Origin of the sequence: Leptolinea tardivitalis (assembly GCF_001050275.1) — a bacterium.
Lineage (GTDB): Bacteria > Chloroflexota > Anaerolineae > Anaerolineales > Anaerolineaceae > Leptolinea > Leptolinea tardivitalis.
The window spans coordinates 196,372-208,696 of the sequence record NZ_BBYA01000009.1; the positions used below are offsets into that span (position 1 = coordinate 196,372).

Consider the following 12,325-nt stretch of genomic DNA (forward strand, 5'->3'; position numbering starts at 1 on the left):
CCAGTTTTCCTAACGGATTATTGAAATAAACTTGACACTGTAAAGATTGTAGGACGATATCTTGACAATGTCAAGATTTTCTCATACCATGTATTCATGGTTACTCAAAAGTACCACCACGGGGATTTGAAAAATGCCCTGATCAAAGCCGGGATTGAGATTTTATCTTCAGATGGGGTGGGCGGATTGAGCCTGCGGAAAGTGGCGCAGCGTGCCGGGGTGAGTCATTCGGCGCCTTATGCGCATTTTGCCGACAAACAGGCCTTGATTGCTGCCATATCCACCGAAGGATACCGGCGTCTGTATGAGAGACTGCTATCGGTAAACCGTAATTACTCCGGCGATCCTTTACGCCAGCTCGTGGAAGCCGCCTGGGTCTATACTCGTTTTGCTCTGGATGACCCGGCTCATTTTAAAATCACCCTTTCAGGGATCATTGAAAAAGAAAAAGACTACCCGGCATTTGTGGAAATGTCTCAGCGCAGCTTTTCTGTAGTGGCAGAAATTGTACGTGCCTGCCAGCAGGAAGGCATCCTCGAACCGGGTGACACCGATGCTGTGGCCGTCAGCGTGTGGAGTCTGGTGCACGGGTTTGTCTCATTGCTCCTCGAAGGACAGATTTCACATACCGTAACAGAACGGATGTCTACCCGCGAATTATTGATTTTTACCCTGAACAGGATGGTGGAAAAACCCATCCCGTCAGAATGGGTAGCGGAAGAGGGAAACATTTAATTCCCTCTTTCCGATATCAACCCCATCAAATGCCGCTTTCAGTTTTGCGATATCCAGTTTTTTCCTCTTCAGCATAGCCTGAGTGACCCGCCCGGCCTTAACCGGATCTTTATCTGTCATTAATTTCTCAAAAATAGTGGGGATAACTTGCCATGACAGGCCAAATCGGTCTTTCAACCAACTGCATTGTTCCGCTTCAGGGTGGGCGAAATGATGGTTCCAGATGATATCCAGTTCTTCCTGTGAATCCACATCTACGATCAATGAAACGGCTTTGGTGAATGAAAAAGCAGGTCCTCCGTTCAGAGCCAGAAGCCTTTGACCAGCCAGCAGGAATTCAACCGTCATCACAGTACCCTCCGGACCGGGACCCTACTTGCCGAATCGCGCAACCGATTGGATTTACAAATTCCTGAAAATGGAAATGTACAGGTAAACCGCCTCTTCGACGTTGCTGTCAAACCCGAAGCAGGGATAGATTTTCTGCCTTAGAACCTTGCATAATCAGCCTATCATTCCATACTCTCACGATAGCCAAAACAAAGGAAGATTCCGCAATCTGTCCATGCTTTTCGCTCGGTGAAATCCCCCTTTGGATGACAGGCAACGGGTGATGAAAACTCAGACTGCCTATGGTTGAGACTTCACCTGATCACGCCCCGCATTCTTAGCCTTGTATAAGTAAGAATCCGCCCTATCAATCAAACTGGAAGCCGTATCTCCGGGGATATGTCCGGCAATTCCTGCACTTACTGTCACAGAGACATCGTTTTCAAACTTCAAATTCCGAGCGAGGCCCAGTAAACGGTTAGCGATGACACTGGCAATCTGAGATGTGGTATCAGGCAAGATGATCAGGAATTCCTCGCCGCCATAACGGGCTACGGTATCTATGGAGCGGCAATTATTTTGAAACGTTTGCGATAATTGTTTTAATACATTATCGCCAAATGGGTGCCCGTAGGTATCATTGATCTTTTTGAAATGATCAATATCCATCATGATGACGGATAAGGCTGAATTTCGACGGACAGCTCTGTCAACTTCTTCTTTCAGGCAAGACAGGGCAAAAGCGTGATTGTATAGACAGGTCATTGAATCCCGGATGACCAATTCTTCCAACCGGCAGGTGGCTTCTTCTGCTTTTTCAAGTTGACGGTAATAAAGTTTAACAAATGACATGATAATCAGGTAATTCCCGAGTAATGAGAATACCGCTGCCACTATAATGTCGATCTTCTGGGTGGTTTTATCTGTGTACTGGTAAAAAATCTCCGGGTGAGAGAATTCAAGCAGGATAAGAACGATGACAACCAGGGAAAAGGTAGCAAGCACCGCATAGCTGATGAGACGGTTAGTCTTTGAACTTTTCGGAGTGATGGTCAATATTGAAAGAAAGGAGACAAAAAGCGGAATAAAGTAAGGAATTCCACTCTGACTGCCGCCATTAAGTATCCAGAGAAGGGGTGTATAAATAAAAATCAGGGTAAAGATGCTGAATATCCTGAAAACAAAAAATTGATGCCGGAATCGTGAAAAATAATATGATAAAGCCAGAATAAGGGTGAAAAAGAAATTAGCAGTGACCAGATAAGGGCTGAGACCGGCGATAAAGCATTCAAATCCAGAAAGGATGCAAAATAAACCACCAATAATGCAGGCAATGTTGAAAATTTTATTTATCCCGGATAAATTTTCGTCCCCACCCACCAGCGTGATGAAGCGTTGTAAATTCATGTAAAGTCTTTTCCTAAATTCGTAAGTGCGTTACACATCCACCGATATTTTTGATTTAAAACCTGATTTCTGATAGCTATTTCAATTTCTTGATTCAATATTTAAAACTGAACAAGGGATCATTTTGATACCAATAAACACAGAATCTGGAATGCGCCGTTTCTTCAGAAATCCCTGTTGATTTAACTCGATTTCTGAATCCAGAGTACCAATAAAAAAAATAAATTTGTAAGGGAAGCAGTTTCGCTTCTGGAGAGTACGGGTGAAATAATTATGAGGCTTGTAATGCACATTAATGAAAAGAGGAGTGGTTTTCCTCATAATGACATCTTTCAATCTTATTTTACGGCGTAACCTGTAAAAGTTTTGTATATATTGGATAAAAGATATGTTAAGAGTATTTACAGGTTAGGGTTTCTGGTTGGTTTTATCCTTGGATTTATGTCCTGGTCAAACCTCATGCAATATGACCTATCTATCAATATAAGGTTTTGTATAATGGATATTGACAATCCAAATTAACTAATTATAATGATTATAAAGTAATAAATATTCTAAATGGTTGGTTTATGATTTCAGCTGAAATTCTCACAGATGCATTAAAAAAGGCCGGGATGCGCATTACTCCACAAAGGATAGCGATATGCAGGCTTCTCAGCCAGACGGATTCTCATCCAACAGCCGCCATGTTATATGACGAGATTCGGCGAGAGTATCCTACGATTTCACTGGCGACCGTTTACAACACATTGGATGCATTGGTGGGGTTAGGCATGGTGAATGTTCTCGGTTCCGCTGGTGATGGCAAGGTCCATTTTGACGCCGATATATCTCCCCATGTCAATCTGGCCTGTACCCATTGTCACAAAATTATCGATCTTCCCTCTGTCAGGATGAGCCGTATTGAATCAGAAGTAAGTCAAATATCCAATTATGCCTTACAGGGCGCACGAATTTTATATTACGGCCTGTGCCCCCAATGCCAGACAATCAATAATCAGAAGTAGATATACCAAAAGGAGAGAAAAATGGAAACAACTGAATCCCAAATTATTCCCATGCCGCGTATTGGCGATAAAGCCCCCGAATTCAAAGCTGTAACCACACAGGGGCCGATCAATTTCCCTGCCGATTTCTCAGGAAGCTGGGTGATTCTTTTCAGTCATCCGGCAGATTTCACGCCCGTATGTACATCAGAATTTATGACATTTGCCTCACAGGAAGAAAAATTCGCCAAAGCAAACTGCAAATTGGTCGGGCTCTCTGTTGATGGCCTGTACAGTCATATTGCCTGGCTGCGAACGATCAGGGAAAAAATTGAATATAAGGGAATGAAAGATGTCGAGGTCAAATTCCCATTAATCGAAGACATCACCATGGAAGTGGCTAAAAAATATGGCATGATCCAGCCGGGAGAAAGCAATACCAAGGCCGTACGAGCCGTGTTCTTCATCGATCCAAAGGGAATTATCCGGGCGATCATCTATTATCCGCTCAGCCTGGGTCGTAACTTTGACGAACTATACCGGGCACTGGTAGCCATGCAAACCGCCGATGCTTTCTCAGTGGCTACTCCGGCCGACTGGCAGCCTGGTGATGATGTGATCGTTCCCACGGCGGGTTCGTGCGGTGTTGCCAAAGAACGCATGGAGAACAAGACAGATATGAAATGCTATGACTGGTTCTTCTGCACCCGTCCTATATCGAAAGAAAAAGTATTTGATGCTGTGTTGAAAAAGTAGTATTGCCGGAACACAATAGAGCGGGAGGGTTGATAAAACTCTCCCGCTCTTTTTTTGCTGGATGGCCCACAAGAAGGACTTGCCGTAAGCAATATAATGATAATAATTCGTCGTGGTTTTGGATCATTGCTATCTTTTCTCCCTTTTGAGAAAAACCTGTTACCAGTCAAGGAAAAAGGATAAAGGAAAATGAAAAACCGCTCTTTACTGATGATTCCCGGTCCCATTGAATTTGACCCGGCTGTACTGGCTGCCATGGGCGCCCCGACAACCGGCCACCTGGCACCCAGTTTCATAGAAGCCTTTGGACAGGCGTTGGAACGAACGAGGACGCTTTTTCAATGCAAAGATGGTCAGCCTTTTGTTTTGGCCGGAACAGGAACCCTGGGCATGGACACCGCCTGCGCCAATCTGGTCGAACCGGGAGATACCGCACTGGTGGTCAATACCGGGTATTTCGGCGACCGCATCGGTTCCATACTTGAACGCTACGGTGCACAGGTGACACACGTCCGTCCAGCAGCTGGTGCGCACCCTTCATTGGAAGAGGTGGAAAAAGCCCTCAAAGCCGGTACATACAGGGTAATGACCATCACCCATGTGGATACGTCCACCGGTGTACTGGCGGATATCAAGAACCTGGCAGCTCTGGGGCGGCGATATGGGGCTCTGGTGATCGTTGATGGCGTCTGTTCGGTGGCAGGGGAAAACCTGAACATGGATGCCTGGGGTGTGGATGTGGCATTCACGGCATCCCAGAAAGCCGTCGGCGTTCCACCAGGCCTGGCGTTGTTGGTGGCTTCTCCAAAAGCACTGGCTGCTTTTAAAGCCCGCAAGACCCCGGTGGGCAGTTATTATGCAGACTGGACCAACTGGCTGCCGGTAATGCAGGCTTATGAAGCCCGTAAATCGGCTTACTTTGGCACACCGGCCGTCAATCTGGTGTTTGCCCTGAACGTCAGCCTGGGTCAGATATTGCAGGAAGGTCTGGAAGCCCGGTTTTCCCGGCACATCAGGATCAGCCGGGCGATAAAAGCAGGTATTTCAGCTCTGGGAATGGGGCAGGTACCCCTTACCGATGATATTGCCGCGCATACCATGACAGCTCCCCGGTATCCGGCAGGAATCAGCGGCGCAGACTTACTCCCGGCGGTGACCAAAGCCGGGGTGACACTGGCAGGTGGTCTGCACCCGGATATCAAGAATGAGTATTTCCGCATTGGTCACATGGGTGCAGTCACTCAAGGCGATGTGCTTGCCACTCTGGGAGCCATTGAAAGTGGTCTGGCGGCCTGCGGTTACTCCTTTGCTGCCGGAACAGCACTGTCAGCTGCCATGAAGGTGTTTGCAGAAAATTAGAGGCAGGATTAGTTCAGGCTTTTAAGCGCAAATACCGGATGGAGAGAGGCTTCGTTCACAAAGTCTTCCACCGGAGATTCGGGTCTTGCGGTAAAGAAAGACCAGGTGATCGGTTCAAGGGCTACGTATTTCTTCAGAACAGGGGCACTTTCTGATGCGGCCAGCTCCTGAATGGAATACTTCTCTGTTTTTCCCCCGCGAAAAAATTCCACTGTGCCTGCCGCCCGTACGTTTTTCACCCATGGAACTTCTCCGTAAGGTGCCACCAGCCATTTTTGACCATTATCCTGAACCAGGGTGACCGGTGTTGAATAGTCGCGACCACTCTTGCGCCCCTTGAATTTGAGAATATGCCGCCCGGATGGACCCAGGTCATACCGGATCATTACACGCATAATAAGATTGATAATTTTTCGTGTCGGGGTGAGTTTGTATGTGCTGTTCATGCTACCTCCGTTTTTTTATACGGATTTCACCCTGCATGTGTTGTACTCCTTTGTGGAAATCGAAGACCAGATTTATTTCTGGTTTGTGATTGGCTCCTCTTTCTCGAATTTATTAGAAGAAATAGTTTTAGTTTTCCGGTGATGATAAATTTCATCCGAATATGACCGTGAATTGACCGAGTTTCACTCAGATCGTAAATACATAAAAAAGACTGCTGTGATGAATTACTGGACCAGCAGTCAGATAAACAGTCTGGTTATGCTCTTTAAAAAGCCTGTTCTGTTGGGCGGACGAGCACTTCGTTTATGGCAGACCGCCATGGACGGGTAACGATGAAAGCAATGATGTCGGCAATGTCTTCTGGTTCAAGCGGGGTGATACCGGCAAAGGGTTTCATGGTTTGTTCGCGGACTTCTGGTTTCATGTGGTCTGTTAATTCCGTGGCTACCACGCCCGGTTCTACGACGGACACGCGCACATGCCGGCCGGTGACTTCCTGGCGCAGGGATTCGGTGAAGGCCACCACGCCAAATTTGGTGGCATTGTATACACCGGCGCCCATGCGAGCCCGCCGGCCGGCCACCGAGCTGATGTTGATTACATCTGAAACCTGGCGGGGAGAATCTTCCGCTGCTTTCAATAGATACGGAAGGGCAGCATGAGAGGCATACAGCAAACCCTTCAGGTTGATATCGATCATGCGTTCCCATTCATCGGTGTCTGCACCTTGAATATTACCCAGTAGCATAACACCGGCATTATTAACCAGTGTATCAAGACGGCCCATTTCTTTAATGGTCTGTTCCACAACCGCAATGGCTTCATCCTGCCGGCTGACATCAGCGGCCAGAACAAGGGCCGTGCCGCCGCTGGCTGTAATTTTGGCGGCCAATTTTTCCAGCCGTTCCTTTCGGCGGGCTACAAGAGCAACGGCGGCACCCTGCGCGGCCAACTGCCGGGCGGTGGCTTCGCCGATTCCGCTGCTGGCACCGGTGACCAAAGCTACTGTTCCATCCAATCGTTCTGTCATATTCGTACTCCTGATGTGCTTTTCTGTAAAACGGCTTCACATAGTGTTCTGCATACCGGTGACGTAATCTACATTCTTCGATGGCCGGTTGTGGCTGCACTATTGAACAGGTTGAAAGATTTCCACATTATCAAAAATGACTTTATACCCATTTTCACCGGCACCGGGATAGGCATAAACATAGAAGGCTCCGTTTGCTGTCTTTTCGAGCGGTTTCTTGACGTCCACCTGATCAACCAGTTTGTCATTGATAAACAAAGTGATATTGTCGAGATAACAACTGATGGCAATACGGTTAACGGATGTCGAGGGAGTTTTGAAAGCATTTGTCTTTTGCCAGTACTGGCCGCTGGCATTTTGCTTCGTCAGTGGAATTTGAACGTCGTCTTTGACTTCTGTAATCACATATTCGCTGGTTTCCAGGTCGAATTCGACATAATAGAAATTATTCTCGTTTAAATTCTGACAATACACACCAAACGTACCATCCTGCTTACCAGAAGTACCTTTGACATCAAATTTAATCTCATATGGGATGAAATCGACCGGGAAGTCCACCCAATCCAATTTATCGGGTTCCTTTACCTGCATAGACAGGGCTTCATTCTCAATCACGATAATATAGGTTCCATCATCATATTGCGACCAATTGAGGGCATTGGATGAAAAATCGTCAAAAATGGAATGATCGGTAATTTCCTGTTTACCGGTCAGGCCAGATTTTGAACCATCTGATACCGAACCAGCTTTTTTCTCAGGAGAAGGTTTGACCGTCGGTGAGACAGCATTCGCCGGTTTCTTTGCGGTGGGTTTGGAGACGGCTGTTTTTGCGGGCAGCGCAGTGGGTTCTTCCCCGGCCGATTGAGTCTCAGGTCTGACCGGTTGGTTTTTTTCTGTCTTGACCGGTTCAACCTGGGCGACCTGGTTCTTGGTCATGTAATATGCGGTTACACCACCTGCCACCGCCAGACAACAAAATAAAACACCCAGTCCGGCGGCTGCAATGAGTACAGGTTTCCAGGGGAAGCTTGATTTTTTTCCCATGTCATCTCTCCGCACCTTTGTTTTGGATTGTATCGAAAAACCCCACTTATTATTTTATCTATTCAAATAAATAAAGAAAGCGCAGTCCCTCCTCAAAACTGGTTCGAACGATTATCGTTTTTTGTTTGAGGGAAATGCATAGTCTACCTGAAGACAACGCTGCATAACTGGAAGTAGATTATTCCGGGATTCAAACAATGGAGTTGCAGCCGGTTGTTTATATGGGTGCCTCGTATGGTAATAAATTTTGTTGAGAGCCAAATCCACCAGCATATACTGCCCGGCTTCACCGCCCTTCATGGGGGTTTCATACACCGATTGGACAAAATCAATCGTATCCTGGTCATAACTGGTGGTGGAGACGGCCACCAGTATCATGGAAGGAATGGTCAACCGGAATACATTGGGGACTTTGAATTTTTGATTGACTGTTTTGGAAAATGATCTGTACGTCTCGATCATGTCAGGTTTCCATCTGGCCAGTCCAATTTCCCAGTCAACAAACAGAAAATGATCGCTGACTCTGGTGATCACCGTCTGGTATGGTTTGGCCGAACAGGCATACAACAATCCGGGGGTATCTCCCATTGATATCCGGTTCTCAATCAAATATCCTTTGAACTGTAACTCAGTCGAAATTCGATTGACATACGTTTGAATGATGTCCATAAAATCCCTGAATGCAAGAATGGTTCAAGAGAATGACGATGAGAGTTGACACTTTTTATCTGAATTTCAGCTAATCCGGTACCTGCGCCGTTCACACACAACAGGATGGTGGGCAAAGTCATATTCATCATCATAACCGATCAGTTTAAAAGCCGGTTTTGGATCGAGGCCGGCTTCTTCTGCCGTGACGTACAGGTCTGCCATGGCCAGAATATAGTCGCGCCAGTCCGGGTAGCCGTCTTCAAGGATGGAAGCGCCCAGACCGATGTGCAGCCAGCGGATGTCTCTGGTCTCGCGCAGCCTATCTGCGGCTTTGCTCATGTAGCCGAGAAAGCAGCCTGCCAGTCCTTTTTTGTCCTTGATGGCTTCCTTGATAAATGTGCTGTCGTATGTGGAATTGTTAAACAGGGCTCTTTCACAGAGTTCTGTAAACAGTTTGTCCGCGTCTTCGGTGGATGGGACAGGGATCAGCAGGCTGCTGTAGGGATATTGCTCTTCCAGAGAAAGCAATTTTTCTATGAGAGATTGCAATTCAGGGGTTGGCGTAAAAGCCATGAGAAAAAGATCCTTTTGCAGATAATTATCGCATTTTTTGGTAGAAAAATTCCATGCCTATGCATCCCCCGTAGGGGCGAACGGCCGTTCGCCCCTACAATGGCCAAGACTCACTATATCTGAAAAAACACTTGCCTGTTTTTTATAAAACAAAGAGAGCGGATTGCATGACTTGCCTAATGAATGGGTTTTTTTCGTAGGGGTGGACGGCCGTCCACCCCTACAACGGCGAAGACTCACCATATCTGAAAATAAATACGCTTGCGTTTTTTCGAAACGTATAGGTGCAAATTGCATAACTTGCCCAATTAATAAGCATCCCCCGTAGGGAGCGAACGGCCGTTCGCCCCTACAATTGCGCAGGCATCTGCCTAAACTGAGAGAACTCTACTTTCCGTACAATACCGTCATCTTCCCAGAATCTGATCGATTTCTTTCATCTGATCACTGCTTAAAGGACCGAATTGCATGGCTTTGCAATTCTCTTCAACCTGAGCCGTGTTTTTAAATCCGGGGATCGGGACGGTCTTCTCACTCTTGGCCCATATCCAGGCCAACGCCCCCTGACTTAACGTCCGTCCGCCGCTGGTGAGCACTTCACGAATCGATGCCAGCTTGTTCAACCAATCTTGCGTGGGTTTCCCATCCTGAAAACCGGGATGCCAGTTGGCATACCGCCGCACATCATCACTGGCAAAGGTCGTATCGGGGGCGAATTTTCCGGTTAATAACCCCATTCCGAGGGGACCGCGGTTCACACTGGCCAGATTCTGTTCTTCGCACAATGCCAGCAATTCCATATTGCCATCGAGCACACTCAATTGCTGCTGCACCGCACTGCAATTGGACGATGTAGCGAATGCCTTAATGGCATCTGGCCGATCGGTGCTCCAGCCGTAGGTACGGATCTTCCCCTGCCTGACCAGGTCTTCCAGAACTTCGCGGGCTTCAAGAGCCAGGTCAATATCCAGACCCCAGACATGCAGGAAATACACATCAATGTAATCCGTATCCAATCGTATCAGGCTGGCTTCCACATCCTGTTTTAAATGTTCTGCTACATGGCTGTGTTCTTCGGCTTCATCATAGTGCCTCACCTCTTTGTTCCTTTCATCTACGATGTACCCGAATTTTGTGGAAATCACCACCTGATCTCGCCTGTCCTTAAAGACATTCCCCAGCAGCCGCTCACTGTGACCGGCGCCGTAATTGGCCGCCGTATCAAAATACGTCACCCCCAGGTCGAATGCCCGACGGATGGCACGCTCCGATTCAGCATCATCCACCTGACTCCAACCGGCGGGAACCCCGTTGAACTTCCACGGTCCGCCAATAGCCCAGCAGCCCATTCCCATCGGGCTGACTTCGATGCCGGAACGCCCCAGTGTGCGCGTAAAATCTGTGATCATTTTTAATATTCCTTTCAAGTTTGACTGTCACCGCTGGAAATATTTTATGAATCAAGTGGATATATTACCAGTACCACATCCTGTTATTTTTCTTAATTCCACTCACTGAATATTGTTTTGTGGATACAGAAAATGGATAAAATATCTTCATGCGCATTCCTCTGGACATATCGAATGAGATTCCACTTTACCGGCAGATTGAGAACTGGTTCCGGACGAACATCCAATCCGGCAGTCTGCCTGCAGAGACAAAATTACCATCCACCCGGGAACTGGCCAACGAGCTGGGCGTCAGCCGGATCACCGTCAAAAACGCGTATACCAACCTCGAAAGCGACGGTGTGGTGTATACCCGCGAAGGCTCCGGGACGTATGTATCGCCGCCAATACCCGATCTTGGGGTCAGACCGCCGATTCAACCGGCAACATGGCCGTTATGGCAAATGGAAGTGGAGGATGATTACGCCATCGAACCCGCTCCGCCGTATTTGTCACCTTCTGACACCATTGCTTTCATCGGAGTAGGTGATCCCAGAGAATTTCCTCTAAAAGAGTTTGCACGCACGGTGCGAGAAGTTTTTGACCATGATGGTATCGAAGCCCTGGAATATGGCGGATTGCATGCCGGGTACCCGCCGCTGCGAGAGACGATTGCCCACATTCTTGCCAGTCAGGGGATTGCTGCCCGGCCAGGTGAAGTGCTGGTGACCGGCGGGTCACAGCAGGCACTGGCGCTGGTGTGCCAGGCATTGCTCAAACCGGGAGATACAGTTCTGGTCGAAAAACCCACCTATAATTTTGCCCTTGAACTGTTCCGCTCTTTGAAACTGAAAATTACCGGCATCCCGGTCGATTCTCAGGGAATGCAGGTGGAGTACCTTGAACCGGTTTTACAGAAGCAGCATCCACGTCTGATCTATACCATTCCAGTTTTTCAAAATCCCAGCGGCATGTGCATGAGCATTTCCCGACGGCGGCAGCTACTTGAGTTGGCCGCCCGGTACAATGTGCCTATTCTGGAAGATGATTTTGTCAGTGATTTGCGTTACGAAGGACGGTCTCTTCCCGCTATCAAATCATTGGACCCCGGCGGTCAGGTGATCTACACGGGTACATTTTCCAAAATGCTGATGCCCGGTCTGCGTATTGGCTACCTGCTGGCGGATGGTCCCATCTTCGACCGGTTGCTGCGCCTGAAATGGGTGCAAGATCTGGCGACATCCAACCTGATGCAACATGTACTGGATACATACGTCACTGTCGGCCGATACCAGTCCCATGTGAGGCGGTCAACAAGGCTGTACCGCAAGAGGCGTGATGCCATGCAGATGGCTATTCGCAGGTATCTTCCTGCCGGTGTGACCTATGCCGTTCCACATGGAGGATTGTTCCTGTGGCTGCGTCTGCCGGAAGGCATGACCTGTACCGAGTTGCTGCCCAAGGCCATGCATCAGGGTGTGGAGTTTTCACCCGGTACCCGCTACTTCCCCGACCCGGATGAGGGTTTACCTTTTATCCGCCTGAATTTTGCCACCCATACACCGGAGGAAATTGATGAGGGTATCCGGCGTCTGGGCAAGGCGATGCGTGACGCCTGA

12 protein-coding genes and 1 pseudogene are annotated in these 12,325 nt (G+C 48.0%); 5 read left to right on the forward strand and 8 right to left on the reverse strand.

Features of this window, described 5'->3' with window-relative positions; genetic code table 11:
- Nucleotides 1–96 precede the first annotated feature (96 nt).
- Nucleotides 97–735 (forward strand): TetR/AcrR family transcriptional regulator, encoded by a 639-nt coding sequence (locus LTAR_RS08195; RefSeq protein ID WP_081419891.1) that lies wholly within the window; start codon nucleotides 97–99, stop codon nucleotides 733–735.
- On the opposite strand, the pseudogene LTAR_RS08200 reads toward LTAR_RS08195, so the two are convergent.
- Together LTAR_RS08200 and LTAR_RS08205 are read right to left on the reverse strand one after the other, a co-directional pair.
- A pseudogene (locus LTAR_RS08200) lies at nucleotides 703–1,092 on the reverse strand (VOC family protein); the annotation flags it as partial. The gene LTAR_RS08195 and the pseudogene LTAR_RS08200 sit on opposite strands and share 33 nt — an antisense overlap.
- Nucleotides 1,093–1,365: 273 nt before the next feature.
- The gene (locus LTAR_RS08205; protein ID WP_062421715.1) at nucleotides 1,366–2,472 is read right to left on the reverse strand and encodes a GGDEF domain-containing protein; all 1,107 of its coding nucleotides are present in this window, start codon (nucleotides 2,470–2,472) and stop codon (nucleotides 1,366–1,368) included.
- 569 nt (nucleotides 2,473–3,041) lie between these two features.
- Here LTAR_RS08205 and LTAR_RS08215 point away from each other — a divergent pair.
- From LTAR_RS08215 to LTAR_RS08225, 3 genes are all read left to right on the forward strand, one after another.
- Nucleotides 3,042–3,479, forward strand: coding sequence for a Fur family transcriptional regulator (locus LTAR_RS08215; RefSeq protein ID WP_062421717.1), 438 nt, complete (start codon nucleotides 3,042–3,044; stop codon nucleotides 3,477–3,479).
- Nucleotides 3,480–3,500: 21 nt separating this feature from the next.
- Nucleotides 3,501–4,214, forward strand: coding sequence for a peroxiredoxin (locus tag LTAR_RS08220; protein ID WP_062421718.1), 714 nt, complete (start codon nucleotides 3,501–3,503; stop codon nucleotides 4,212–4,214).
- Between the two features lie 189 nt (nucleotides 4,215–4,403).
- A complete protein-coding gene (locus tag LTAR_RS08225) occupies nucleotides 4,404–5,573 on the forward strand; it encodes a pyridoxal-phosphate-dependent aminotransferase family protein (RefSeq protein WP_062421719.1) in 1,170 nt (389 codons plus the stop codon).
- Nucleotides 5,574–5,581: 8 nt separating this feature from the next.
- On the opposite strand, the gene LTAR_RS08230 is transcribed toward LTAR_RS08225, so the two are convergent.
- From LTAR_RS08230 to LTAR_RS08255, 6 genes are all read right to left on the reverse strand, one after another.
- Nucleotides 5,582–6,019, reverse strand: a complete 438-nt coding sequence (locus LTAR_RS08230; RefSeq protein WP_062421720.1) for a nitroreductase family deazaflavin-dependent oxidoreductase — start codon at nucleotides 6,017–6,019, stop codon at nucleotides 5,582–5,584.
- Nucleotides 6,020–6,285: 266 nt separating this feature from the next.
- Complete coding sequence (locus LTAR_RS08235; RefSeq protein ID WP_062421721.1) at nucleotides 6,286–7,050, reverse strand: SDR family NAD(P)-dependent oxidoreductase; 765 nt, start codon at nucleotides 7,048–7,050, stop codon at nucleotides 6,286–6,288.
- 99 nt (nucleotides 7,051–7,149) lie between these two features.
- Nucleotides 7,150–8,094, reverse strand: a complete 945-nt coding sequence (locus LTAR_RS08240; RefSeq protein WP_062421722.1) for a hypothetical protein — start codon at nucleotides 8,092–8,094, stop codon at nucleotides 7,150–7,152.
- 111 nt (nucleotides 8,095–8,205) lie between these two features.
- A complete protein-coding gene (locus LTAR_RS08245; RefSeq protein ID WP_062421723.1) occupies nucleotides 8,206–8,763 on the reverse strand; it encodes a hypothetical protein in 558 nt (185 codons plus the stop codon).
- A gap of 66 nt (nucleotides 8,764–8,829) precedes the next feature.
- Nucleotides 8,830–9,318: a hypothetical protein gene (locus LTAR_RS08250; protein ID WP_062421724.1), complete on the reverse strand. Its 489-nt coding sequence runs from the start codon at nucleotides 9,316–9,318 to the stop codon at nucleotides 8,830–8,832.
- Nucleotides 9,319–9,725: 407 nt separating this feature from the next.
- Nucleotides 9,726–10,727, reverse strand: a complete 1,002-nt coding sequence (locus LTAR_RS08255) for an aldo/keto reductase (RefSeq protein WP_062421725.1) — start codon at nucleotides 10,725–10,727, stop codon at nucleotides 9,726–9,728.
- Between the two features lie 149 nt (nucleotides 10,728–10,876).
- On the opposite strand from LTAR_RS08255, the gene pdxR reads away from it, so the two are divergent.
- Entirely contained in the window at nucleotides 10,877–12,325 is a 1,449-nt protein-coding gene (gene pdxR, locus LTAR_RS08260) for a MocR-like pyridoxine biosynthesis transcription factor PdxR (RefSeq protein WP_062421726.1), read from the forward strand.

Excerpts from the sequence above, each read along its gene's own strand:
- LTAR_RS08225 (WP_062421719.1), top strand. The coding sequence starts at position 4,404 with ATGAAAAACCGCTCTTTACTGATGATTCCCGGTCCCATTGAATTTGAC.
- LTAR_RS08205 (WP_062421715.1), bottom strand. The coding sequence starts at position 2,472 with ATGAATTTACAACGCTTCATCACGCTGGTGGGTGGGGACGAAAATTTA.
- LTAR_RS08220 (WP_062421718.1), top strand. The coding sequence starts at position 3,501 with ATGGAAACAACTGAATCCCAAATTATTCCCATGCCGCGTATTGGCGAT.
- LTAR_RS08215 (WP_062421717.1), top strand. The coding sequence starts at position 3,042 with ATGATTTCAGCTGAAATTCTCACAGATGCATTAAAAAAGGCCGGGATG.
- LTAR_RS08250 (WP_062421724.1), bottom strand. The coding sequence starts at position 9,318 with ATGGCTTTTACGCCAACCCCTGAATTGCAATCTCTCATAGAAAAATTG.
- LTAR_RS08195 (WP_081419891.1), top strand. The coding sequence starts at position 97 with ATGGTTACTCAAAAGTACCACCACGGGGATTTGAAAAATGCCCTGATC.
- LTAR_RS08245 (WP_062421723.1), bottom strand. The coding sequence starts at position 8,763 with ATGGACATCATTCAAACGTATGTCAATCGAATTTCGACTGAGTTACAG.
- pdxR (WP_062421726.1), top strand. The coding sequence starts at position 10,877 with ATGCGCATTCCTCTGGACATATCGAATGAGATTCCACTTTACCGGCAG.
- LTAR_RS08255 (WP_062421725.1), bottom strand. The coding sequence starts at position 10,727 with ATGATCACAGATTTTACGCGCACACTGGGGCGTTCCGGCATCGAAGTC.
- LTAR_RS08240 (WP_062421722.1), bottom strand. The coding sequence starts at position 8,094 with ATGGGAAAAAAATCAAGCTTCCCCTGGAAACCTGTACTCATTGCAGCC.
- LTAR_RS08235 (WP_062421721.1), bottom strand. The coding sequence starts at position 7,050 with ATGACAGAACGATTGGATGGAACAGTAGCTTTGGTCACCGGTGCCAGC.
- LTAR_RS08230 (WP_062421720.1), bottom strand. The coding sequence starts at position 6,019 with ATGAACAGCACATACAAACTCACCCCGACACGAAAAATTATCAATCTT.